A 24,079-nucleotide genomic window follows, 5' to 3' on the forward strand; every position below is an offset into this window, starting at 1 on the left:
CCTGCCGGAAGTATGGAAGAGAACCGTGGAAGGGGCAAACCCTGCCCCTGTTCAGCAACGTTGTGTCGCAGCCTGTGGGGCGGTTATAGTGAAGAAAACGCCAGCGGCGTTCCGCTCTCTTTCGCTAAGGATTTCAGGAGATTCGATGTTTGGCTATCGCTCTGCAGGCCCGCGCGTGCGGCTTACGACCGATCGTCTGGTGGTGCGTCTGGTGCATGAACGCGACGCCTGGCGGCTGGCAGACTATTACGCAGAAAACCGCGCGTTCCTCAAACCGTGGGAGCCGGTGCGCGATGACAGCCACTGCTATCCCTCCGGCTGGCAGGCGCGGCTCGGCCTGATTGGCGATCTGCATAAGCAGGGCTCAGCTTTCTATTTTGTGCTGATGGACCCCGATGAACATGAGATCCGCGGCGTGGCAAATTTCAGCAACGTGCTGCGTGGCTCCTTTCACGCCTGCTATCTCGGCTATTCGCTGGGCGAAAAGTGGCAGGGGCAGGGCATGATGTTTGAAGCGCTGCAGTCGGCTATTCGCTATATGCAGCGACAGCAGCGCATGCACCGCATTATGGCTAACTATATGCCGCACAATCAGCGCAGCGGCGATCTGCTGGCACGGCTCGGCTTCGAGCAGGAAGGCTATGCAAAAAACTATCTGCTTATTGATGGCTGCTGGCAGGATCACGTACTGACGGCGCTGACCTGGCACGCGTGGACGCCGGATAAGCGCACTCAATTTTAAAAGGAAACGGATCCATGAAAATCGCGCTCTCTTCCCAGGCGCTACGCGTGCTGGGTGCGCTGCTGGAAAAGCAGATCGCTACGCCTGAATATTACCCTCTGTCGCTGAACGGTGTGGTAGCCGCCTGTAATCAGAAATCGAACCGCGAGCCGGTTATGACGCTCAGCGAAGAGGAGGTGCAGGCGCAGCTGGATGAGCTGGTTAAAAAGCACCTGGTCACCGCCAGCAGCGGCGCCAGCCAGCGGGTCAGCAAATATGCGCAGCGCTTCTGTAACTCTGCGTTTGGTCAGCTGCAGCTCAGCGCCGCCGAAGTCGCGGTGATGACCCTGCTGCTGCTGCGCGGGGCGCAAACGCCAGGCGAGCTGCGTACCCGCAGCGGCAGGCTGTATGAGTTCAGCGATGTCAGTGAGACCGAACAGACGCTGGAGGGGCTGATGAGCCGGCAGGAGGGACCGCTGGTGGCAAAAATGGCGCGTGAGCCGGGCCGCCGCGAAAGCCGCTACCGGCACCTGCTGGCCGCAGAGGAGACGACCTGCTCGCCGTCTCCCGCCGCCGGTGAAGCGGAGCTTAGCGATCGGGTTGCCGCGCTGGAGCAGCAGGTGGCTGAACTGCAGATGCAGCTGACTCAGCTGCTGGCACAGGAGCATTAAGATGACGCTGCGAATTGGTATTGCCGGTTTAGGCGGGATTGCGCAGAAAGCCTGGCTGCCGGTGCTCTCGCAGGCAGAAAGCTGGCAGCTGGTGGGGGCGTTTTCACCCAATCAGGTTAAGGCGGAGGCGGTATGCGCCCGCTATCGTATTCCCTGTTTTGACCGGCTTGACGCCCTGGCCGCCGCCTGCGACGCCGTGTTCGTGCACAGCAGCACCGCCTCACATTTTGAAGTGGTTCAGGCCCTGTTGCTGGCGGGCAAAGATGTCTGCGTGGATAAGCCGTTGGCAGAGACGCTGCAGCAGGCTGAAGCGCTGGTCGCGCTGGCGGAAAAACGGCAGCGCAAACTCATGGTGGCGTTTAACCGGCGCTTTGCCCCGCGCTATCAGCAGCTGAAGCAGGAAATGCCGCGCGCCGCCTCGCTGCGGATTGAAAAGCATCGCATGGACAGCGTGGGTCCGCAGGGGCTGCGCTTTACGCTGCTGGATGATTATCTGCACGTGGTGGATACCGCCCTGTGGCTGGCGGGGGGCAAACTGCAGCCGGGTGATGGCCATATCCGGACCACAGATGAAGGCGCACTGCTCTACGCAGAGCACCATTTCAGCGCCGGCGGGCTGCAGGTCTCTACCAGTATGCACCGGCGCGCCGGCACGCAGCGGGAGGTGGTCACTGCGGTCTGCGACGGAGACTACTACCAGATTGAGGAGATGCGCGACTGGCAGCAGGAGAACAGCCGCGGGCTGCTGCGTGAGGTGCCGCCTGCGTGGCAAAGCCATCTGACGCAGCGCGGTTTTACCGGCGCGGCGCATCACTTTATCCGCTGCGTGGAAAATCAGACTATGCCTGAAACCAGCGGCGAGCAGGCGCTGGTGGCGCAGCGTCTGACAGAAAAACTGATCCGCGAGGTGGAGCGGGAATAACGCCTTGTAACACTCGGTACTGGTCATTTGCCGCGACCTCAGTAGACTAACGCCGGGCATCGCGGATGCCCGTGCTGCATGGCGCTTTTTCCCGACTTTTTCAGGACGCACCCTTCATTATGAATTTGCTAAAATCGCTGGCTGCGGTCAGTTCGATGACCCTGTTTTCCCGCGTGCTGGGCTTTGCCCGCGATGCCATTGTGGCGCGCGTATTTGGCGCCGGAATGGCGACGGATGCGTTTTTTGTAGCGTTTAAGCTGCCCAACCTGCTGCGCCGGATTTTTGCCGAGGGCGCGTTCTCGCAGGCGTTTGTCCCGATTCTGGCGGAGTACAAAGCGAAGCAGGGTGAAGAGGCGACGCAGGTCTTTGTGGCGTATGTGTCAGGCCTGCTGACGCTGGCGCTGGCTGTGGTGACGGTACTGGGCATGCTCGCCGCGCCCTGGGTGATTATGATCACGGCCCCTGGCTTTGCGGATACCGCCGATAAATTTGCCCTCACCAGCGCGCTGCTGCGGGTGACGTTCCCCTATATTATGCTGATCTCGCTGGCGTCGCTGGCGGGGGCGATCCTCAACACCTGGAATCGCTTTTCGGTTCCGGCGTTTGCGCCCACGCTGCTGAATATCAGCATGCTCGGCTTTGCGCTATTTGCCGCACCGCACTTTAATCCGCCAATTATGGCGCTGGCGTGGGCGGTGGTGGTAGGCGGCGTGCTGCAGCTTGGCTACCAGCTGCCGCACCTGAAGAAGATTGGTATGCTGGTGCTGCCGCGCATTAATCTGCGCGATGCCGGCGTCTGGCGCGTGATGCGCCAGATGGGACCGGCGATCCTCGGCGTATCGGTCAGCCAGATTTCCCTTATCATCAATACCATTTTCGCCTCCTTTCTGGTGTCAGGTTCCGTCTCCTGGATGTACTACGCTGACCGCCTGATGGAGTTTCCCTCTGGCGTGCTGGGCGTGGCGCTGGGGACCATTCTGCTGCCGTCGCTGGCGAAGAGCTTCTCCAGCGGCAACCAGGCTGAGTATTCGCGGCTGATGGACTGGGGATTGCGCCTCTGTTTTCTGCTGGCGCTGCCCTGCGCGGTGGCGCTGGGCATTCTGGCCGGACCGCTGACGGTGGCGCTGTTTCAGTACGGGAAATTTACCGCGTTTGATGCGGCAATGACGCAGCGCGCGCTGATCGCCTATTCCGTCGGCCTGATGGGGCTGATTGTGGTCAAGGTGCTGGCGCCAGGATTCTACTCGCGGCAGGATATTAAAACGCCGGTGAAGATAGCGATAGTGACGCTGATTATGACGCAGCTGATGAATCTGGCGTTTATCGGTCCGCTGAAACATGCGGGGCTGTCGCTGTCGATTGGGCTGGCGGCCTGCCTCAACGCCGCGCTGCTCTACTGGCAGCTGCGCAAACAGGATATTTTTCAGCCACAGCCAGGCTGGATGGGTTTCTTATTACGCCTGTTTATCGCGGTTGCGGTCATGGCCGCCGCGCTGCTGGGGATGCTGCAGGTGATGCCTGCCTGGGAAGAGGGCGAGATGGCCTGGCGGCTGGTGCGCCTGGCGGCGGTCTGTGCCGTCGGCGGGGGAGCCTATTTTGTGGTGCTTGGCGCGCTCGGGTTCCGGCCGCGCGATTTTGCCCGCCGCACTGTTGCCTGAGTGTGCATTGCCAGGGCAGCCCGGCTGCCCTGGTCGCGGCTAAGGCGTCAGCCTTTGCTGCGCAGCGTGGTTTGGCCCAGTCCGCGTCCGTCCGGGCCATAAAATGCCTGGGTCTGATGCGGCTTCAGCACCTGCAGCGCATCGCGGGTAAACGCGACCTGATGCTGCAGTAGCAGTCCGTTATGCTGATTGGCGTCGCGCAGCTGCTGCGTGACGCGCGCGATAGTGGCCCAGCGCCGGGCGATATCCTGCTGACCGCGATAGGGCGCCTCTATACCGAGCGTTTTCTCCGTATTATGGCGCATCTCATCCAGATAATTTAAGGTTGTCAGCAGCGCGGCTTTATCTTCAGTAATGCGCTGCAGCAGGTTGCCGTTAACCTGACCGGCTGCGAGCTGCTGCTGCTCTTCCTCAATGATCTGAGTCAGTGAAGCCAGTACATCCTGCATTTTATCCAGGGTGGTCAGCAGATTATCCATCGGGATCAGTAGCCTTCTAAATATTTCCGGGTATCGGCAATTAATGCATCCGCAATTTTGCCGGTATCCATTTTCAGATCGCCATTGCGGATGGCGGTTTTTAACTGCTCAACGCGAGCGGTATTAATATCGCGACTGCTGGGCTCCAGCAGCTGTGCCTGACTTGAGCTCAGACTGACTTCGGCACTCTTTTCGCTGGCGGCAGGGGCGGCCGGCGCGGAGTTCTGACGGATTCTGCCTGCGTTGTCGCTGGCGTCACGGGGTTGTACCGTGCTGACCGGTTTTGACGGTTCGGTTTTGTCGACGTTCATGGCTTGGCTCCTGTAAGTACAGTGGAATGCGCCCACTGAATCGGCATAGGGTTATATTTTAGCTGTTATCTCTATCGGCTGAACACCTCTGTTCTTTAGCGCTTTAGAGTGATATCAGAATATTCCCATCCTCGCCGACGCGACCGCTTACCACCTGACCATTTCCCATACGTACCCGCACCGTCTGCGCGACGCCGGCATTGCTCAGCGCGCGGCCTTCGCTGCTGGCATTAAAGCCGTCGCCGCTCGCCGTGACCATCACCGACTGACCGGTTTTAACCCGCCACGGCTGGCGCAGCATTGAGGCGGTAACCGGCTGCCCGGGCGGTATATCCCGCAGGGCAATCGCCTCTGCGAGATGCGTGCCGTCAACCAGCGCGCGAGCCGGCAGCGTATCGAGCCGGCCCGTTTCCGTTCTGAAATCAGCCGCGCTGACGGCAGTGCCGCGCGTGAGCTGGTGATTCGCGACCAGATAGTCACCGGTCACCTGCACCTGCACCTGCAGATAGCGGCGATTTTGTCCGCAGCTGGCGGCAATGCTCAGATTACCCCACTGACGGCTGTTACCGGGCAGCTGCAGCTGCGGCGTCTCACAGGCGGGCCACTGTGCGGATGGGGTACGAACAATAACCACCATGCCAGCGGCGTGCTGCGGATCGCGCGCTTTAAAATAGGATGTCAGCTGCGCGTTCAGATCGGCCGCATAGCCTGGCAGCGCCAGCAGCAGTACCGCCAGAAACAGCCCTTGTGATGCTCTGCGCATAACGCCTCCCACTGAAAGTTGCTGATGAGTCTACCCGCTGCAAAAAAAAATCAAGGGTAAAAATAGCCGTGGTTTTTGCTGTTATTCAGACGATCGCCCTTGCAATCCCCCGATTAAGCTGTCAGCTCAAAATTTTCATTCGCGGAGGAAGCATGCTCGACAAACTCGATGCCGCACTGCGATTCGGTACCGAAGCGTTAAACCTGCGTGCACAGCGTCAGGAGATTCTGGCGTCAAATATCGCTAATGCGGATACCCCCGGGTATCAGGCGCGCGATATCGACTTTGCCAGCCAGCTGAACAAAGTGATGCAGAACGGCCGCGCGCAGGGCAGCGGTCTGGCGCTGAATGTGACCTCATCGCGCCATATTGAAGCACAAACGCAGGCGCAGCCCGCGATGGATCTGCTGTATCGCATTCCCGACCAGCCCGCTGCAGATGGCAACACGGTCGATATGGATCGCGAGCGTACGCAGTTCGCCGATAACAGCCTGAAGTATCAAACCGATCTCACCCTCATCAGCAGCCAGATTAAAGGCATGATGAGCGTACTGCAGGGGCAATAAGCATGGCATTGCTGAATATATTTGATATCGCCGGCTCGGCGATGACCGCGCAGTCGCAGCGGCTTAACGTCAGCGCCAGTAACCTGGCCAACGCCGACAGCGTAACCGGACCGGATGGACAGCCTTACGTGGCGAAGCAGGTTATTTTCCAGACCAATGCCGCCCAGGGCGCGGCCACCGGCGGCGTTAAAGTGGCGGGCGTGGTCAACGATCCCACGCCCGCAAAACTGGTCTATGACCCGGGCAATCCGATGGCCGATCAGAAAGGCTACGTCAAAATGCCCAATGTGGATGTGGTGGCTGAAACGGTCAACACCATGTCTGCGTCGCGCAGTTATCAGGCCAACGTCGAAGTCCTGAACACAGTGAAGTCGATGATGATGAAAACGCTCACCATCGGGCAGTAACGGAGAGATACGATGAGCTTAACCGTAGGCATTAAAGACAATCTCGACCCGACGATCCTGAGTTCCGGCTCGGCCGGCACCGGTAACAGCGCACAGGAGCTGCAGAACCAGTTTCTGAACATGCTGGTGACGCAGATGCAGAACCAGGATCCGACCAATCCGATGGATAACAGCCAGCTCACCACGCAGCTGGCGCAGATCAACACCCTGAGCGGGATTGAGAAGCTGAACACCACGCTGGGATCGATTTCCGGCCAGATCAGCACCAGCCAGTCACTGCAGAGCTCAACGCTGATTGGGCATGGCGTGATGGTCAAAGGCGATCAGGTGCTGGTCGGTAAAGGCACCACGACGCCGTTTGGTGTGGAGCTGGGCACGGCGTCAACCGGCACCGGCGTGACCATCAAAGATGCCAACGGCAACGTGGTGCGTAACATCGATCTGGGTGGCCTGACCGCAGGGGTACACACCTTCTCCTGGGATGGCAAGCTCGATGACGGCAGCGTCGCGCCGGATGGCAAATATTCTGTAGCACTCGCCGCCAGCAATGGCAGCACACAGCTGGTGGCACAGCCGCTGAACTACGCCTATGTCAATGGCGTCAGCACCGTGAACAACACCGCGAAACTGGATCTCGGCACCATGGGCTCCGCGACTCTCGATGAAATTCGTCAGATTCTCTGACTAACCCCTTAGCAGGAGAGATTACATGTCTTTTTCACAAGCGGTGAGCGGCCTGGGTGCTGCTTCCAGCAACCTTGATGTCATTGGTAACAACATCGCCAACTCCGCCACGGCGGGCTTTAAGTCGAGCACCATCGCCTTTGCCGATATGTTCGCAGGCTCTAACGTCGGTATGGGAACCAAAGTGGCGGCGGTGATCCAGAACTTCAATGACGGCACCACCACCTCAACCAGCCGCGGGCTGGATGTGGCGCTGAGCGGTAACGGCTTCTTCCGTATGACCGACGCCAGCGGCGGCGTGTTCTATTCACGCAACGGTCAGTTTACGCTGGATGAGAACCGTAACCTGGTGAACACCCAGGGGATGAAAGTGACCGGCTATCCGGCAAACGGCACCCCGCCAACCATCCAGAACGGTGCGAACCCGATTGCGCTGAGCATTCCCACCACGCAGATGTCAGCGCGCGCCACCAGCAGCGCGACGCTGGTGTCTAACCTGAACTCAACCGATGCGATCCCGACCGTCACGCCGTTTGATACCAGCAAAGTGGACAGCTATAACGCGAAAAGCACCGTGACCGTGTATGACTCGCAGGGTAACGATCACGCGCTGGATCTCTACTACGCCAAGAGCGCGGATAATACCTGGGCGGTGCACGCGATCGACTCTACCACCGGTAAAACCGCCGGTAACTTTACGATGACCTTTGACACCAGCGGCAAGCTGACCTCCGCTAACACCATCGGCCTGACCATTGACGGCTCTAACGGCGCCGCAGCGGGCCAGCCGATTGCACTGAGCGTGCTGGGCAGCCTGCAGCAGAACACCGGCGCGACTAACTTTGGTAACCCGACGCAGGATGGCTATGCGCCTGGCGACCTCACCGGCTACACCATTAACGATGACGGCACCATCAGCGGGACTTACTCCAACCGTAAAACCCAGCTGCTGGGTCAGATCGTGCTGGCCAGCTTCTCTAACCCGGAAGGGCTGAAGTCAGAAGGGGATAACGTCTGGTCCGCCTCCAGCTCATCCGGGCAGGCGGCTATCGGTCTGGCCGGTACCGGCACCTACGGCAGCCTGACCTCTGGTGCGCTGGAAGCCTCCAACGTCGATCTGAGTAAAGAGCTGGTGAATATGATCGTGGCACAGCGTAACTACCAGGCGAATAGCCAGACCATTAAAACCCAGGATCAGATCCTTAACACCTTGGTTAACCTTCGTTAATACGCTAACGGGATTGCTTTATGGATCACGCAATATATACCGCGATGGGCGCGGCCAGTCAGACGATGGAGCAGCAGTCTGTTACCGCCAGCAACCTCGCCAATGCTTCGACACCGGGCTTCCGGGCGCAGCTGAATGCGCTGCGCGCGGTGCCGGTCAGCGGCTGGTCTCTGCCAACGCGCACGCTGGTAGCCGCCTCAACGCCGGGTGCTGATATGACGCAGGGTTCGCTCGACTACACCGAGCGTCCGCTGGATGTAGCGGTACAGCAGGATGGCTGGCTGGCCGTACGCACCGCGGATGGCAGTGAAGCCTATACCCGTAACGGGAATATGCAGATCAGTCCCACCGGTCAGCTGACCATTCAGGGCAATCCCGTCATGGGTGACGGCGGACCGATTGCGGTGCCGCAGGGTGCCCAGCTCACCATCGCGGCAGATGGCTCGATCACCGCACTCAATGCGGGCGATGCGCCTAACGCCACGGTTCAGCTCGGCCGGCTCAAGCTGGTGCGCGCCACCGGGCAGGAGCTGACGCGCGGTGACGACGGCATGTTTCGCCCCAGCGCGGCGACCCAGGCGCAGCGCGGTGCTGCGCTGGCTAACGACGCGACGGTGCAGGTGATGCCGGGCGTGCTGGAAGGCAGCAACGTCAAGCCGGTTGAAACCATGGTCGATATGATCGCCAACGCCCGACGGTTTGAGATGCAGATGAAAGTGATCTCAAACGTTGATGAAAACGAACAGCGCGCTAATCAGCTGCTCAATATGAGCAGCTAAGGCGTAAGGAAAACAGAATGATTCGTTCTTTATGGATCGCGAAAACCGGTCTTGACGCACAGCAAACCAATATGGACGTCATTGCCAACAACCTGGCAAACGTCAGCACCAACGGCTTTAAGCGTTCGCGCGCGGTCTTCGAAGATCTGATGTATCAGACGCTGCGTCAGCCTGGTGCGCAATCCTCTGAGCAGACTACGCTGCCGTCTGGTCTGCAGATCGGTACCGGTGTACGCCCGGTTACCACTGAGCGTCTGCATAACCAGGGCAACCTGTCGCAGACCAGCAACTCAAAAGATGTGGCGGTAAACGGACAGGGTTATTTTCAGGTGCAGATGCCGGATGGCACCTCTGCCTATACGCGTGATGGCTCTTTCCAGGTGGATCAGAATGGTCAGCTGGTGACCAACGCCGGGTTCCCGGTACAGCCGGGTATCACGATCCCGGCAAACGCCACCAGCATCACGATTGCCCGCGACGGTGTGGTTACGGTGACGCAGCAGGGGCAGGCGCAGCCCGCACAGGTGGGCCAGCTCACGCTGAGCACCTTTATGAACGATGCCGGTCTCGACAGCGTCGGCGAGAACCTCTATCAGGAAACGCAGGCGTCCGGCGCGCCTACTGAGAGCACGCCTGGTCAGAACGGCGCAGGCCTGCTCTATCAGGGATATGTGGAAACCTCAAACGTCAACGTGGCGGAAGAGCTGGTGACCATGATCCAGACGCAGCGCGCGTATGAAATTAACAGCAAGGCGATCAGTACCTCCGATCAGATGCTGCAGAAACTCACCCAGCTTTAACGCCGGGATCGTTGGGCCACTCCGCTGGCCCGATTAAGAACATACAGAAGGTCAGAACTCCGTGGCGAAGCAAGCGATTCTCAAGCCTGGTCATTGGTTAGTAGCGACGCTGCTACTGACGCTCAACGGTTGTGCGCTGGTGCCGCGCACGCCACTGGTACAAGGGGTAACCACGGCAGAACCTACGCCGTCTGCGCCACCGGTGGTGAACGGCTCTATTTTTCAGGGCGTTGCGCCGCTGAACTACGGCTACCAGCCGCTGTTTGAGGATCGTCGTCCACGCAATATTGGTGACACGCTGACCATCACGCTGCAGGAGAACGTCAGCGCGAGCAAAAGCTCCTCCGCCAGCGCTAACCGCAATGGCAGCAACAGCTTTGGCGTAACCGGCGTGCCGACCGGGCTGGAAGGCCTGCTGGGCGCAGGCGGTGAGAAAGCCGCACTGAGCGCCGGCGGCAAAAATGATTTTGCAGGTAAAGGGGGCGCCACCGCCAACAACACCTTTACCGGTACCATCACCGTGACCGTGAATCAGGTGCTCTCTAACGGCAACCTGCGCGTCGTGGGTGAGAAACAGATTGAGATTAATCAGGGCACCGAGTTTATTCGTTTCTCTGGCGTGGTCAATCCGCGCACCATCAGTGCCAGCAACGCCGTGCTCTCTACTCAGGTGGCCGATGCGCGCATTGAGTACGTAGGTAACGGTTATATCAATGAGGCGCAGACTATGGGCTGGTTCCAGCGCTTCTTCCTGAACATCTCGCCGATGTAAGAGGTCATGATGAAAAAAAGTATTTTGCTGCGCGCGGGTCTCGGTTTACTGCTCGCTGTCAGCAGTCTGATGGCGCAGGCAGATCGCATTCGCGATTTGACCAGCATCCAGGGCGTGCGCGAAAACCAGCTGATTGGCTATGGGCTGGTGGTGGGACTGGACGGTACCGGAGATCAGACCACCCAGACACCGTTCACCACCCAGACGGTCAGCAACATGCTCTCCCAGCTGGGGATCACCGTGCCGGCTGGCACCAATATGCAGCTGAAAAACGTGGCGGCAGTAATGGTGACAGCGAAGCTGCCTTCGTTTGCCCGTCAGGGACAGACGCTGGACGTCGTGGTCTCTTCGCTGGGTAATGCCAAAAGCCTGCGCGGCGGTACGCTGCTGATGACGCCGATGAAAGGGGTGGATAATCAGGTGTATGCGCTGGCGCAGGGAAATATTCTGGTTGGCGGCGCGGGCGCGTCGGCCGGCGGCAGCAGCGTACAGGTTAACCAGCTTAACGGCGGCCGTATTACCGGCGGTGCCACCGTTGAACGCGAGCTGCAGAGCAACTTTGGCAGCCAGAACACCATTAACCTGCAGCTGAATAATGAAGATTTCACCATGGCGCAGCGCATTGCGGATGCCATCAACAGCCGCGGCGTCGGGTCGGCACTGCCGCTGGATGCACGCACCGTGCAGATCCGCGTCTCACCCAACAACAGCTCTCAGGTGCGGGCGCTGGCGGAGATCCAGAACATCGATGTCTCTGTGCCGCTGGAAGATGCCAAAGTGATCGTCAACTCACGCACCGGCACGGTGGTGATGAACCGCGAGGTTACGCTGAACACCTGTGCAGTGGCGCAGGGGAATCTGTCGGTGACGGTGAATCAGCAGCAGAACGTCAGTCAGCCTGATACGCCGCTGGCCGGCGGGCAGACGGTGGCGACAACGCAGACGCAGATCGATCTGCGGCAGAGCGGTGGCGCACTGCAGCGCGTCAACGCCAGCGCAAATCTGAACAATGTGGTGCGTGCCCTGAATGCGCTGGGTGCAACGCCGATAGAGCTGATGTCGATTCTGCAATCGATGGAGAGCGCAGGCTGTCTGCGCGCGAAGCTGGAAATCATCTGATGACCGATATGCAATCGCTGAACAATGCGGCGTATGACAGCCGCTCGCTGAACGAGCTGAAACGCCAGGCCGCTGCCGATCCCAAAGGAAAAGCGCTGCAGGTGGCGAAACAGGTAGAGGGCATGTTTGTGCAGATGATGCTGAAAAGCATGCGCGACGCGCTGCCGCAGGATGGCGCGCTGAGCAACGACCAGACGCGACTCTACACCTCGCTCTACGATCAGCAGATTGCGCAGGATATAGGCAAACGCGGACTGGGTCTGGCTGACACGATTGTCAAACAGATGCAGCCCGCGCAGGCACCGGATGAGCGGGCCGGCACGCTGCCGATGAAGCTGGATAACAGCTTTATCTACAGCAGCAGCAACAGCGTGCCAATGCAGCTGGAACAGATTGTGCGCAAAGCGGTACCGCGTCTGCCGGTAACGCCTGCGAACCTGCCTTCTGACAGCAGTGAGTTTATCGCCCAGCTGGCGCAGCCGGCGAAACTCGCCAGCCAGCAGAGCGGTATACCGCACCACCTGATTCTGGCGCAGGCGGCGCTGGAGTCGGGCTGGGGTCAACGTCAGATCCTGACCCGCGACGGCAAGCCGAGCTATAACGTGTTTGGTATCAAGGCGAGCGGCGACTGGAAAGGCGAAACCACGGATATCATGACCACCGAGTATGAGGCGGGTGAGGCGAAGAAAGTGCGCGCCAGCTTCCGCGTCTATGGCTCCTACCTTGAGGCGCTGACCGACTATGTGCGCCTGCTGTCGAAAAATCCGCGCTATGCGGCGGTCACCAGCGCGCCGAGTGCTGAACAGGGCGCGCGCGCGCTGCAGGCGGCGGGTTACGCTACCGATCCGAAATATGCGCAAAAACTGGTGGGAATGATTCAGCAATTCAAAAACATGGGCGAAAAAGTCGTAAAAGCTTACGGCCAGGATATCACCGATCTGTTCTGACGTCTTAGCCTCAAGTTTCCCTTAAGCACGCCGATAACCTTCATATGTTGCGGGCGCCTGCCGTCCGCACAACTGCACTGATGACTGCCAGCCCGGTTAACGGGAAAGAAAGGAACCGAGATGTCCAGTATAATTAACTCCGCAATGAGCGGGCTGAGCGCCGCACAGGCCGCATTAAGCACCACCAGTAACAACATCAGTAACTATACCGTGGCGGGCTACTCGCGGCAGACTATTCTGCTGTCGCAGGCTAACAGCACGCTGCAGGGCAACAGCTATTATGGCAACGGCGTGAATGTCAGCGGCGTACAGCGTGAGTATGATGAGTTCATCACGACGCAGCTGCGTGGCTCCAGCGCCAGCTACAGCGCGGTCAATACCCAGCATAATCAGATCTCCAATATCGACGATCTGCTCTCTACGTCTACCACCAGCCTCTCAACATCGATTCAGAGCTTTTTTACCAACGTACAGAACGTGGTCAGTAACGCCAACGATCCGTCAGCGCGTCAGTCGATGCTGAGTTATGCCCAGGGGCTGGTTAATCAGTTCCAGACCACGGCGCAATACCTTAATAACATGCAGACCAGCGTGAATACCGATATCGCTGCCAGCGTCGATCAGGTCAATACCTTTACACGCCAGATTGCCGACCTCAATACGCAGATTGCAAAGCTCACCACCGGCGGTGGCGCTGCGCCTAACGATCTGCTGGATCAGCGCGATCAGCTGGTCAATAGTCTGAACAACGTGGTGGGCGTGAAAGTTGCGCAGCAGGATGGCAGCTATATCGTCTCAGCAGGCAATATCACCCTGGTTAACGGTCGTAATGCGACCAGCCTGGTGGCGATGCCTTCGGGCGCCGACTCTACGCGCCTTACCGTTGGCTACAGCGACAAACAGGCCGGTAACGTAGCGATCCCGGAAAAAACGCTGACCACCGGCTCGCTGGGTGGATTGCTGGCGTTTCGTACGCAGGATCTGGACGGCGCCCAGAACCAGCTGGGCCAGCTGGCCGCAGCGTTTACCACCGCATTTAACGACGTGCATCAGGGCGGTTTTGACAGCGAAGGCAACGCAGGAAAAGCGTTCTTTACTATCGGCAGTCCGGATGTGGTCAGCAACCTGAAAAACACCTCAACGGCATCGGTCAGCGCCAGCTGGAGTGACGCCAGCGCCCTGAAAGCGTCCAACTATACCGTTAGCTATGAGAGCGGCACCTGGTCCGTTACCCGTGCTGCCGATAACGTGCGTTTTGACGTAGCGCCGGCGGCCGACGGCACGCTGAATTTTGATGGTCTGCAGCTGACGGTCAGCGGCAGCGCGAAGAGCGGTGACAGTTTTCTGGTTAAGCCGGTACAGAACGTGATTGGCGGCATGTCGGTTGCCATCACCAGCGAGTCAGAGATCGCAGCAGCAGCAGCGAAAGGCAGCGGCGAAAGCGACAACCGCAACGCACAGAAGCTGCTCGATCTGCAGGACAGCAAGCTGGTTAACGGAAATGCAACGATTGCGCAGGCTTATGCCAGCCTTGTCAGCAGCGTAGGTAATAAAACCAACTCGCTGGAAACCGCCAGCACCACGCAGAAAAACGTGGTCACGCAGCTGAACAACCGGCAGCAGTCCGTCTCCGGCGTTAACCTTGATGAAGAGTACGCCAACCTGACGAAGTATCAGCAGTTTTATATGGCGAATGCGCAGGTATTGCAGACCGCCAGCGCGGTGTTTAATGCGCTGATGGGCATTCGCAGCTAAGCAGAGGAGAGAAGAAAGTGCGTCTTAGCTCAAGTATGATTTTTGACCAGCAGGTGCGCGGGATCACCGACTCGCAATCCTCCTGGCTGAAGGTAGGCCAGCAGCTGGCAACCGGGCTGCGGGTCAGTAATCCCTCTGACGATCCTATCGCAGCCTCACGCGCGGTGGTGCTGTCACAGTCGCAGGTAAAAAGCAGCCAGTATGCCACGGCACGCAGTTTTGCTAATCAGAGCCTCTCGATGGAAGAGAATGCGCTCTCCAGCGTGGTCAGTACCATACAGGATGCGCAGACCACCATCGTAAATGCCTCCACCGGCACCCTGAGTGATGAAGATCGTGGCTCCCTGGCTACGCAGCTGGAAGGGCTGCGCGCGCAGTTGCTGAACCAGGCAAACAGTCAGGATGGTAACGGGCGCTATATTTTTGCCGGCTATAAGACCGATGCGCCGCCGTTTAGCGATAGCAGCACCGGCGTGGCCTATGTGGGCGGGGATGAGCCGATTACGCAGAAAGTCGATGAAAGCCGCACCATGCAGGTGGGCAGCACCGGTAAGTCCGTGTTTATGGCGATCACCAGCAATGCAAAGCCAGAGCCCGATAACGGCACCAGCGAGACCAGCCTGTTCAGCATGCTCGACAGCGCAATTGCCGCGCTGAAAACGCCGCAGGATAACGCGGACGACGCCACAAAGCAGGCGTTTCAGGCCGCAATGGATAAAACCAACCGCGGGCTGAGCAACTCACTGAATAACGTGCTGACGGTACGTTCTGCTGTGGGGATCCAGATGGCTGAGGTGAGTGCGCTCAATCAGCAGGGTGACGATCGCAATACCATCATGACCACGCAGATGAGCGATCTGGTACAGGTTGACTACACCCAGGCGATCTCCAGCTACACCATGCAGCAGACAGCCCTGCAGGCGTCGTATAAAACCTTTAGCGATATGTCAAAGATGTCGCTGTTCCAGCTTAATTCGTAACTGACCTGACATTCAGCGTACTTAACCGGGTGCGCTTGTTTTTCCCATCGCCTTCGCGGGCGGTGGGTTTTTTTTGGCTGCGGTTCAGGCCGCTCCCGGTAAACAGCAGGCAATAAAAAACCCCGGACCAGCCGGGGTTTTGTTTTTTTATCCGCGCAGAGTTACACGCTGTCCGGACGGGTTGCCGGTGCGGTAGCCTGATGCGTCGCGCTGTGACCACCGGCAGAGCCGCGGCCTTCAAAGCTGAACGGCGGACGTACCCAGTCGCTGTGACGTGCCGGCTCTGGTTCCCAGGCCGGTGCTGGCGCGCGGGTCATTGGTGCCGTGGCGTGCAGCTTAAAGCGTGGCTCTGACTGCTCAACTGACACATCGCGTGCCGGAACCGGCGCATGAGGTTCAGCCACTGGCGCAGCAGGGGCTTCCGCCGCGACTGGCGCTGACAGCACCTTTTCAACCTGCGTTTCAACAGCAGGAGTCACATCCGCCGGTGCCTGTTCTGCTGCGGCAGCGGCTTCGGTCACAGTTGGCTGTACAGCATCCTGCACAGCAGGCTGTGGCGCTTCTTCTGACACGTTCTCAGTTACGATCGCAGGCTCGGCTTCCGCAGCCGTCTCCTGCGCCACCGCTTCATCGGCGGCAGAGATAACGGCAGGCTCATGATCAACCGGCGCGGCAACAGGCGTCAGGTCATCGGTGTTTACCACTGGCACTTCGGTGTGCGCCTGCGGTTCAGCCTGATGTACAACCTCTGACGTTTCAGGCTGCGGCACGCCCGCTGAGGCGGCTTCGGCAGCCACCGGCAGCGCGTCTGCTGCATCCTGATAACCATATTCGGTCATTTCGTTCAGCGGCGCCTGAGAGGTGAACTGCTCGTGCGTCTGCGTAACCGGATAGGAAACCCAGACTTTACCTGATGCCATCTCTGGCGAGGCGGCTGCAGCTTCAAGCGGCATCGGCGACTGCAGCGGATAGCGCTCATCGCGATAGCGACGGCGGCGCTGACCACTGACGCGCAGATGACGCGGAGAACGACGTGAACGGCGTGGCATGTTCGCGCCTTCACGGTTCTCGTTATCATCCTGCTCATCACTCATTTCCGGCTGCTCAGCGGTGTTAACCGGCGGTGCAATCTCCGCTGCTGCCTCTGGCTGCGCTGCGGCTGGTGATGCTTCCATAACCTCGCCACTGCGGATACGCTGAGTCAGCTGACGCGGCTTGCGACGTGGCATGACCTGAACGCGCTCTTCTTCCTGTACCGCTGCGTCAACTGCAGGGATCTCTTCGGTTGTAACGGACTCAACGGCTTTCTCTTCCTGCTGCTGAGCACGCTTCTCTTCCTGACGACGACGCTGACGCTCGGCACGCTGTTCGCGACGTTGCTGCTGCTGTTCATCGCGCTGCTGCTGCTGCTCTTCAGTCAGGACCGGGCGCTCGGCACGCGGCTCGTTCGGACGCTTGTTGCGACGATTCTCCTGATTGTCACGCGGTTCACGATTTTCACGTGGCTCACGGGCTTCACGCGGCTCGCGCGCTTCACGGGGCTCACGGGCTTCCCGTGGCTCGCGCGCTTCACGCGGCTCACGGTTCTGAGCCTGCTCGCCATTACGCGGCGTGCGATCGCGACGATTATTGTTGCGACGGTTACGGCGTTCACCACGCTGCTGCGTGCTGCTCTCTTCTTCTGCCGGCTTACTCGCCTGCTGAGGCTGTGCTTCCGCCGGGGCTGCTGCCGGAGTATCACCTGCAAACAGCTTTTTCAGACCGTTAAGCAGGCGACCCACAAGACCCGTACTGACGGTGGCAGCCGCAGCCGCAGGACGCGCTGTAGCCTGTGCGGTTGGCTCGCTTTTCGCTGCAGGTTTTTCGGCAGTGACTTCAACCGGTGCAGGCGGGGCATCTGGCATCACAAAGGCGGCCAGTGCAGGCTGTTCCGGACGACGGCGCTCGGCGTGATCCTCTTCTGATGGCAGCGCCATTTCAGCTTCGTGCAGCTTCGGCAGATGATAAGAGAGCGTTTGTGTCTCTTCACCTTTGCGCACGCGCAGCACGGAGTAGTGCGGCGTTTCCATTTGATCGTTAGGCACGATAATGGCGCGTACGCCACCCTGACGCTTCTCGATCGCACTCACCGCTTCACGTTTTTCGTTCAGCAGGTAGGAGGCAACCGGCACCGGCACAATAGCGTGTACTTCTTTGGTGTTATCTTTCAGCGCTTCTTCTTCAATCAGACGCAGAATAGAGAGTGACAGTGATTCGTTATCGCGGATGGTACCCGTACCGCTACAGCGCGGGCAGACGTGATGGCTCGACTCACCCAGTGACGGGCTGAGACGCTGACGCGACATCTCCAGCAGACCAAAACGGGAGATATGGCTAATCTGAATGCGTGCACGATCCTGACGTACCGCTTCGCGCAGCCGGTTCTCTACGGCGCGCTGATGACGGACCGGCGTCATATCGATAAAGTCGATAACGATCAGGCCACCGAGGTCGCGCAGGCGCAGCTGGCGGGCAATCTCATCGGCTGCTTCAAGGTTAGTATTGAAGGCCGTTTCTTCGATGTCGCCGCCGCGGGTTGCACGAGCGGAGTTGATATCGATCGCGGTTAACGCTTCGGTGCTGTCGATAACAATTGAGCCGCCAGAAGGCAGACGGACTTCACGCTGGAAGGCGGACTCGATCTGCGACTCAATCTGGTAGTGGCTGAACAGCGGAATTTCACCGGTGTAGAGTTTGATCTTGCTGCTAAAGTCAGGGCGGCCCAGCGCAGCGATATGCTGACGCGCCAGCTCCAGCACTTTAGGATTATCGATAAGAATTTCACCAATGTCCTGACGCAGGTAGTCGCGGAAAGCGCGCACAATGACGTTGCTTTCCTGATGGATCAGGAAGGGTGCAGGACGGCTCTCTGCCGCTTTTTTGATCGCTTCCCAGTGCTTGAGACGGAAGCTCAGATCCCACTGCAGCGACTCAGCTGATTTTCCCACGCCTGCGGTGCGTACAATCAGGCCCATGCCTTCCGGCAATTCCAGCGCGGAAAGTGCCTCTTTCAGTTCAGTGCGGTCATCGCCTTCAATCCGGCGGGAGATGCCTCCGGCGCGCGGGTTGTTAGGCATCAGAACCAGGTAGCTGCCTGCGAGAGAGATAAAGGTAGTAAGTGCAGCGCCTTTATTACCGCGCTCTTCTTTATCAATCTGAACGATCACTTCCTGGCCTTCACGCAGCACATCTTTGATGTTAGGACGGCCGTGCGCGTTGTAGTTAGCTGGGAAGTATTCGCGGGAGATTTCTTTCAGAGGGAGGAAACCGTGACGCTCAGCGCCATAATCGACAAATGCCGCTTCAAGGCTGGGTTCAACGCGGGTGATTTTACCTTTGTAGATATTGGCTTTTTTCTGCTCGTGTCCGGGGCTTTCGATATCCAGATCGTACAGACGCTGACCGTCAACAAGGGCAACGCGCAACTCCTCCTGCTGAGTTGCGTTAATTAACATTCTTTTCATCGTGACTTACTCGTTATTCTCACATGAGTGATAAAGCTGCGGGCATCGTTACCCTGGACGAGAATCAACCGATGGCCCCGTGTCTGCATGCACTGACGTCAACCTCACGGTTGTCGGCGGCTAAAGGGGCGCAAATCTTGTCGGTGGCCTGCTTTTCATAAGGAAAACCAGCGCCTGAAGGTGGAAATAATACAAAATTTTTGAAAATCCACACATCCCAGTCTGTTGTCCAGGCCGCAACCCGCAGCCCGCTAAGTGCCTGATAAAGCATCACGTCTTACGCCATTGCAGCGTGCTCGTTTTATCCGGCAAATTACCTTAATTTCGCTCTTTTTCTGCCCGAATCTTTCTGGTGCAGAAACAGCAGCATTATTCCACTGCTCACCCGCATATAGCAAGGCGACTTTTGTCGAGCTGTGAAGTTTGTAGGCTCTTAACCTGTTCATTTGCGGGGCTAATCGGCAGTTTGCCGAAAAAGCCACCGTTTTGAGCGGTCAGAAGCCTGAAACCTGAGAGAGTTAAGCACAGAAAAAGGGGTGGCGCTATCAGGGGACACTATTTAGAATCGCCGGCATGAAAACAGAGAATCCTGGCGTACATTTTGTCGCCATCACGGCTGAAAATGCCGGACAACGTATAGACAACTTTTTGCGCACCCAGCTCAAAGGGGTGCCAAAGAGCATGATTTATCGCATTCTGCGGAAAGGCGAAGTGCGGGTAAATAAAAAACGCGTGAAGCCTGAATATAAGCTTGAGGATGGCGATGAAGTCCGCGTACCACCGGTGCGGGTCGCAGAGCGGGAAGAGCAGGCCGTGTCGCCAAAGCTTGATAAAGTCGCGGCGTTAGCGGATGCCATTCTGTATGAGGACGATCATCTGCTGGTGCTGAATAAGCCGTCCGGTACGGCAGTACACGGCGGCAGCGGCCTGAGCTTTGGGGTTATTGAAGGGCTGCGGGCACTGCGTCCGGAGGCGCGTTTTCTGGAGCTGGTACACCGGCTGGATCGCGACACCTCAGGCGTATTGCTGGTGGCTAAGAAGCGTTCGGCGCTGCGCTCATTGCATGAGCAGCTGCGTGAAAAGGGGATGCAGAAAGATTATCTGGCGCTGGTACGCGGCGACTGGCCTTCTCATCTGAAAGTGGTGCAGGCTCCGCTGCTGAAAAACATTCTGCAGAGCGGAGAGCGGGTAGTGCGCGTCAGCGCAGAAGGCAAGCCTTCAGAAACCCGGTTCAAAGTAGAAGAGCGTTTTGGGCTGGCGACGCTGGTTAAAGCCAGCCCGGTGACCGGCCGCACGCATCAGATCCGCGTGCATACCCTGCATGGTGGCCATCCGATCGCCTTTGACGATCGCTATGGCGATCGCGAATTTGATCGTCAGCTGGCTGGCACGGGGTTATCGCGCCTGTTTCTGCACGCGGCAGCGCTGACGTTTACGCATCCTGCCACCGGCGAAACATTACGCATGGAGGCGCCGCTGGATGCGGCACTCAGACACTGCCTGACCAGACTGCGGCAGAAAAAAAGCTGACGATACCGGCATCAGCCCAGCGGGTTGATGCCGGCCTTAATCAGCAGCTGATTAAGTGCAATCAGCGGCAGCCCGACCAGCGTATTCGGGTCGCGCCCCTCCAGCCTGTCGAACAGACAAATGCCAAGTCCTTCGCTTTTAAAGCTGCCGGCGCACGCCAGCGGCTGCTCCAGCTCAACGTAGCACGCTATCTCCTGACTGCTCAGCGTGCGGAAGTGCACTGTAAAGGGCTCATACAGCACAAACTGCTGCCGGCTGGCGGGCTGCAGCAGCGCCAGCCCGGTATAAAACACAATCGCTTTTCCGCTCGCCTGAGCCAGCTGGCGGCAGGCGTTTTCGCGGGTGTGCGGCTTGCCGGCGATAGCGCCCTCCAGTACGCACACCTGGTCGGAGCCGATAATCCAGCGATCCGGAAACTGCGCAGCCAGCGCCTGCGCTTTGGCCAGCGCCAGGCGCTGCACCAGTTCAGGCGCACTCTCTTCGGGCTGCGGGATCTCATCGCAGTCAGGCGCAGCAGTCACAAACGGTACGCCAAGCTTGCTGAGCAGCGCCTGACGAAACGGGGAGGTTGAGGCTAAAACCAGTGGCATCATCATTTTTTTACAGAATAGATAGCGTAAACATGACGGGCATTTTAAACTATGCGCCGCACTGGATGCGAATAGCAGGTGAAAGATGCCGTAAAACGGCCTTTTTCTTTGACTCTAAGACGTTACAAAGTTAATATGCGCGCCCTATGCAAAAGGTAAAATTACCCCTGACGCTCGATCCGGTCCGCGCCGCGCAAAAACGCCTGGATTATCATGGTGTTTATGCACCTGAATTGGTGGCGCGTCTGGCCGAAACGGTCGTGAGTGTGGACAGTGATGTGGAATGTACCATGTCGTTTGCGGTTGACAACCAGCGCCTCGCGGTTCTGCAAGGAACGGCGGATGTGCAGGTGACGTTAATGTGTCAACGCTGCAACCAGCCATTTCCGCAAGCTGTACACGTAAGCTATTGCTTTAGTCCGGTCTCTTCTGACGACCAGGCTGAGGCACTACCGGAAGCCTACGAGCCGGTTGATGTCAACGATTTTGGTGAGATCGACCTGCTGGCAGTGATAGAAGATGAGCTCATCCTCGCACTGCCGGTGGTTCCGGTGCATGATTCTGAACACTGTGAAGTGTCCGACGCGGACATGGTCTTTGGTAAGCTGCCTGAAGAGGCAGAAAAACCAAATCCATTTGCCGTATTAGCCAGTTTAAAGCGTAAGTAATAGGAGTAAGGTCCATGGCCGTACAACAGAATAAACCAACCCGTTCCAAGCGTGGCATGCGTCGTTCGCACGATGCCCTGACCACTGCCGCTCTGTCAGTAGATAAAGTTTCTGGCGAAACTCATCTGCGTCACCATATCACTGCGGATGGTTACTACCGCGGTCGCAAGGTTATCACCAAGTAATTCTTTGCGGTTACGCAAGGCGATACCTTGACACGTTTGACCCTGGCAGTTGATGCCATGGGCGGGGACTTCGGTCCCTGCGTGACAGTGCCTGCAGCCTTGCAGGCACTGGCCTCTCATTCGCAGCTGGTTCTTCTTCTGGTCGGCGATCCCGACACAATCTCGTCATTTCTTGCCAAAGCGGATTCCTCACTTTTGAGGCGTGTGCAGGTTATCCCTGCCGAATCGGTTATTGCAAGTGATGCGAAGCCTTCGCAGGCCATCCGTCAGAGCCGTGGCAGTTCTATGCGCGTGGCGCTGGATCTGGTTGTGGCCGGTAAGGCGCAGGCCTGTATCAGTGCCGGTAATACCGGTGCGCTGATGGGGCTGGCTAAACTCCTGTTAAAACCGCTGGACGGCATTGCACGTCCGGCACTGATGACCGTTCTGCCCCATCAGCAGCAGGGCAAAACGGTCATTCTTGATCTGGGGGCTAACGTCGACTCTGACAGCGATATGCTGGTGCAGTTTGCCATCATGGGAGCTGTCATGGCGGAAGAGGTGCTGGAGATCCGGCAACCGCGCGTTGCGCTGCTCAATATTGGTCAGGAAGAGACCAAAGGGCTTGAGTCGATTCGCGCCGCATCTGCGGTTCTGCGGGCAAGCCCTCAGATCAACTATATTGGTTATCTTGAAGGTAACGAGCTGCTGACCGGCAAAACAGATGTGCTGGTGTGCGATGGCTTTGCCGGTAATGTAACGCTGAAAACGATGGAAGGTGTGGTGCGGCTGTTTCTGTCGCTGCTGAAATCGTCAGGCGAAGGTAATAAAGGTAAAGGGACCTGGTGGCTGAAACTGCTGGGACGCTGGCTGAAAAAGCGTATGATCAGGCGTTTCGGTCATCTAAACCCCGACCAGTATAACGGCGCTTGTCTGTTAGGATTGCGCGGAACAGTGATCAAAAGCCACGGCGCGGCCAATATTCAGGCATTCGCTGTGGCGATAGAACAGGCAGAGCAGGCGGTGCGTAAGCAAGTTCCCGAAAGAATTGCCGCGCGCCTTGACGCTGTATTAGCCAGGAGTGACAAAGCGTAGATGTATACCAAAATTATCGGAACAGGCAGCTATCTGCCTGAACAGATCCGCACCAATGCCGATCTGGAAAAAATGGTGGAAACCTCAGACGAGTGGATTGTCACCCGTACCGGCATTCGCGAGCGCCGTATTGCTGCACCGGATGAAACGGTTGCCAGCATGGGCTTTAACGCCGCACAGCGCGCGCTGGAAATGGCCGGCGTTGCCGCCAGCGACATTGGTCTGATTATCGTCGCCACAACTTCATCCAGCCACGCGTTCCCCAGCTCCGCATGCATGATTCAGCAGATGCTGGAGATAAACGACTGCGCAGCCTTCGATCTTGGCGCCGCCTGTGCCGGCTTTACCTATGCGCTGAGCGTTGCCGATCAATATATTAAAAACGGGGCGGTTAAACACGCGCTGGTGATTGGTGCTGATGTCCTGGCGCGTACGCTTGATCCCAGCGATCGCGGGACAATTATTCTGTTTGGCGACGGCGCGGGCGCCGTGGTACTGGGCCAGAGCAGCGAGCCGGGTATACTCTCGACCCATCTGCATGCCGATGGCCGCTATGGCCAGCTGCTGACCCTGCCTTATCAGGATCGCGCGCGTCAGGATGAACCTGCCTACCTGACCATGGCGGGTAATGAAGTCTTTAAAGTTGCGGTAACCGAGCTGGCGCATATCGTTGATGAGACGCTGCAGGCGAATAATCTCGATCGCAGCGCGCTCGACTGGCTGGTGCCGCATCAGGCAAATCTGCGCATTATCAGCGCAACTGCCCGTAAACTCGGCATGGGCCTGGACAAAGTTGTGGTCACGCTCGATCGTCACGGAAACACCTCTGCGGCTTCGGTGCCGAGCGCGCTGGATGAAGCAGTGCGTGATGGCCGCATCAAGCCGGGACAACTGATTTTGCTGGAAGCCTTTGGTGGTGGTTTTACCTGGGGTTCTGCGCTGGTACGCTTTTGATTGACAGGAAGGA

General features: G+C 58.2%; 26 protein-coding genes. 20 read left to right on the forward strand and 6 right to left on the reverse strand.

Translation table 11 applies throughout. From position 1 onward, the window contains the following. Positions 1–145: 145 nt before the first annotated feature. The 4 genes from rimJ to murJ all read left to right on the forward strand — a co-directional run bounded on the left by rimJ (position 146) and on the right by murJ (position 3,972). On the forward strand, positions 146–742 hold the full coding sequence (gene rimJ, locus C1Y41_RS02865; protein ID WP_039383776.1) for a ribosomal protein S5-alanine N-acetyltransferase: 597 nt from the start codon (positions 146–148) through the stop codon (positions 740–742). A 14-nt stretch (positions 743–756) separates the two neighbouring features. After that, positions 757–1,392, forward strand: a complete 636-nt coding sequence (locus C1Y41_RS02870; protein ID WP_094111368.1) for a YceH family protein — start codon at positions 757–759, stop codon at positions 1,390–1,392. A gap of 1 nt (position 1,393) precedes the next feature. Next, positions 1,394–2,314, forward strand: coding sequence for a Gfo/Idh/MocA family protein (locus tag C1Y41_RS02875; RefSeq protein WP_094111369.1), 921 nt, complete (start codon positions 1,394–1,396; stop codon positions 2,312–2,314). Positions 2,315–2,433: 119 nt separating this feature from the next. Next, positions 2,434–3,972: a murein biosynthesis integral membrane protein MurJ gene (murJ, locus tag C1Y41_RS02880; RefSeq protein ID WP_039385797.1), complete on the forward strand. Its 1,539-nt coding sequence runs from the start codon at positions 2,434–2,436 to the stop codon at positions 3,970–3,972. Positions 3,973–4,019: 47 nt separating this feature from the next. Here murJ and flgN read toward each other — a convergent pair whose 3' ends face one another. The 3 genes from flgN to flgA all read right to left on the reverse strand — a co-directional run bounded on the left by flgN (position 4,020) and on the right by flgA (position 5,525). Further along, positions 4,020–4,451 carry a flagellar export chaperone FlgN gene (flgN, locus tag C1Y41_RS02885; protein WP_104084766.1) on the reverse strand — a complete coding sequence of 144 codons (432 nt, stop codon included), beginning with the start codon at positions 4,449–4,451 and terminating at the stop codon, positions 4,020–4,022. Positions 4,452–4,456: 5 nt separating this feature from the next. Then, positions 4,457–4,762: a flagellar biosynthesis anti-sigma factor FlgM gene (gene flgM / locus C1Y41_RS02890; protein WP_039383785.1), complete on the reverse strand. Its 306-nt coding sequence runs from the start codon at positions 4,760–4,762 to the stop codon at positions 4,457–4,459. A 103-nt stretch (positions 4,763–4,865) separates the two neighbouring features. Next, complete coding sequence (gene flgA / locus C1Y41_RS02895) at positions 4,866–5,525, reverse strand: flagellar basal body P-ring formation chaperone FlgA (protein ID WP_039383788.1); 660 nt, start codon at positions 5,523–5,525, stop codon at positions 4,866–4,868. A gap of 152 nt (positions 5,526–5,677) precedes the next feature. On the opposite strand from flgA, the gene flgB reads away from it, so the two are divergent. The 11 genes from flgB to flgL all read left to right on the forward strand — a co-directional run bounded on the left by flgB (position 5,678) and on the right by flgL (position 15,562). Next, positions 5,678–6,091 carry a flagellar basal body rod protein FlgB gene (flgB, locus tag C1Y41_RS02900; protein ID WP_039383791.1) on the forward strand — a complete coding sequence of 138 codons (414 nt, stop codon included), beginning with the start codon at positions 5,678–5,680 and terminating at the stop codon, positions 6,089–6,091. A 2-nt stretch (positions 6,092–6,093) separates the two neighbouring features. Next, positions 6,094–6,498 carry a flagellar basal body rod protein FlgC gene (gene flgC, locus C1Y41_RS02905; RefSeq protein ID WP_039383794.1) on the forward strand — a complete coding sequence of 135 codons (405 nt, stop codon included), beginning with the start codon at positions 6,094–6,096 and terminating at the stop codon, positions 6,496–6,498. Positions 6,499–6,510: 12 nt separating this feature from the next. Then, a complete protein-coding gene (gene flgD / locus C1Y41_RS02910; protein WP_071668728.1) occupies positions 6,511–7,182 on the forward strand; it encodes a flagellar hook assembly protein FlgD in 672 nt (223 codons plus the stop codon). Positions 7,183–7,207: 25 nt separating this feature from the next. Continuing rightward, positions 7,208–8,410: a flagellar hook protein FlgE gene (gene flgE / locus C1Y41_RS02915; RefSeq protein WP_039383799.1), complete on the forward strand. Its 1,203-nt coding sequence runs from the start codon at positions 7,208–7,210 to the stop codon at positions 8,408–8,410. 20 nt (positions 8,411–8,430) lie between these two features. Next, positions 8,431–9,189, forward strand: coding sequence for a flagellar basal body rod protein FlgF (locus C1Y41_RS02920; protein ID WP_039383802.1), 759 nt, complete (start codon positions 8,431–8,433; stop codon positions 9,187–9,189). 17 nt (positions 9,190–9,206) lie between these two features. Next, the gene (gene flgG, locus C1Y41_RS02925) at positions 9,207–9,989 is read left to right on the forward strand and encodes a flagellar basal-body rod protein FlgG (protein WP_039383803.1); all 783 of its coding nucleotides are present in this window, start codon (positions 9,207–9,209) and stop codon (positions 9,987–9,989) included. A gap of 61 nt (positions 9,990–10,050) precedes the next feature. Beyond that, the gene (locus tag C1Y41_RS02930; RefSeq protein WP_039383804.1) at positions 10,051–10,761 is read left to right on the forward strand and encodes a flagellar basal body L-ring protein FlgH; all 711 of its coding nucleotides are present in this window, start codon (positions 10,051–10,053) and stop codon (positions 10,759–10,761) included. Positions 10,762–10,830: 69 nt separating this feature from the next. Continuing rightward, a complete protein-coding gene (locus C1Y41_RS02935; RefSeq protein ID WP_233207422.1) occupies positions 10,831–11,880 on the forward strand; it encodes a flagellar basal body P-ring protein FlgI in 1,050 nt (349 codons plus the stop codon). Beyond that, a complete protein-coding gene (gene flgJ, locus C1Y41_RS02940) occupies positions 11,880–12,827 on the forward strand; it encodes a flagellar assembly peptidoglycan hydrolase FlgJ (protein ID WP_071668730.1) in 948 nt (315 codons plus the stop codon). The genes C1Y41_RS02935 and flgJ overlap by 1 nt, the downstream gene beginning before the upstream one ends. A gap of 120 nt (positions 12,828–12,947) precedes the next feature. Beyond that, positions 12,948–14,582, forward strand: a complete 1,635-nt coding sequence (gene flgK / locus C1Y41_RS02945; RefSeq protein ID WP_104084767.1) for a flagellar hook-associated protein FlgK — start codon at positions 12,948–12,950, stop codon at positions 14,580–14,582. Positions 14,583–14,599: 17 nt separating this feature from the next. Beyond that, complete coding sequence (gene flgL / locus C1Y41_RS02950) at positions 14,600–15,562, forward strand: flagellar hook-associated protein FlgL (RefSeq protein WP_039383815.1); 963 nt, start codon at positions 14,600–14,602, stop codon at positions 15,560–15,562. Between the two features lie 161 nt (positions 15,563–15,723). Here flgL and rne read toward each other — a convergent pair whose 3' ends face one another. Both rne and C1Y41_RS02960 read right to left on the reverse strand, forming a co-directional pair. Then, a complete protein-coding gene (rne, locus tag C1Y41_RS02955) occupies positions 15,724–19,065 on the reverse strand; it encodes a ribonuclease E (protein WP_104084768.1) in 3,342 nt (1,113 codons plus the stop codon). Between the two features lie 64 nt (positions 19,066–19,129). Further along, the gene (locus C1Y41_RS02960; protein ID WP_139074200.1) at positions 19,130–19,339 is read right to left on the reverse strand and encodes a hypothetical protein; all 210 of its coding nucleotides are present in this window, start codon (positions 19,337–19,339) and stop codon (positions 19,130–19,132) included. A gap of 299 nt (positions 19,340–19,638) precedes the next feature. Between C1Y41_RS02960 and rluC the strand changes: the two genes are divergently transcribed. Further along, positions 19,639–20,595, forward strand: coding sequence for a 23S rRNA pseudouridine(955/2504/2580) synthase RluC (rluC, locus tag C1Y41_RS02965; protein ID WP_104084769.1), 957 nt, complete (start codon positions 19,639–19,641; stop codon positions 20,593–20,595). A gap of 11 nt (positions 20,596–20,606) precedes the next feature. On the opposite strand, the gene C1Y41_RS02970 is transcribed toward rluC, so the two are convergent. Then, a complete protein-coding gene (locus C1Y41_RS02970) occupies positions 20,607–21,191 on the reverse strand; it encodes a nucleoside triphosphate pyrophosphatase (protein WP_104084770.1) in 585 nt (194 codons plus the stop codon). 140 nt (positions 21,192–21,331) lie between these two features. On the opposite strand from C1Y41_RS02970, the gene yceD reads away from it, so the two are divergent. The 4 genes from yceD to C1Y41_RS02990 are packed head-to-tail and all read left to right on the forward strand — an operon-like array spanning position 21,332 to position 24,066. Beyond that, the gene (yceD, locus tag C1Y41_RS02975; RefSeq protein ID WP_039383829.1) at positions 21,332–21,853 is read left to right on the forward strand and encodes a 23S rRNA accumulation protein YceD; all 522 of its coding nucleotides are present in this window, start codon (positions 21,332–21,334) and stop codon (positions 21,851–21,853) included. A gap of 14 nt (positions 21,854–21,867) precedes the next feature. Beyond that, complete coding sequence (rpmF, locus tag C1Y41_RS02980; RefSeq protein ID WP_007885783.1) at positions 21,868–22,038, forward strand: 50S ribosomal protein L32; 171 nt, start codon at positions 21,868–21,870, stop codon at positions 22,036–22,038. 27 nt (positions 22,039–22,065) lie between these two features. After that, on the forward strand, positions 22,066–23,112 hold the full coding sequence (gene plsX / locus C1Y41_RS02985; protein ID WP_104084771.1) for a phosphate acyltransferase PlsX: 1,047 nt from the start codon (positions 22,066–22,068) through the stop codon (positions 23,110–23,112). After that, the gene (locus tag C1Y41_RS02990) at positions 23,113–24,066 is read left to right on the forward strand and encodes a beta-ketoacyl-ACP synthase III (RefSeq protein ID WP_039383834.1); all 954 of its coding nucleotides are present in this window, start codon (positions 23,113–23,115) and stop codon (positions 24,064–24,066) included. Positions 24,067–24,079 lie beyond the last annotated feature (13 nt).

The sequence above is a fragment of the Pantoea sp. ICBG 1758 genome, assembly GCF_002928325.1.
Classification (GTDB): domain Bacteria; phylum Pseudomonadota; class Gammaproteobacteria; order Enterobacterales; family Enterobacteriaceae; genus Pantoea; species Pantoea eucrina.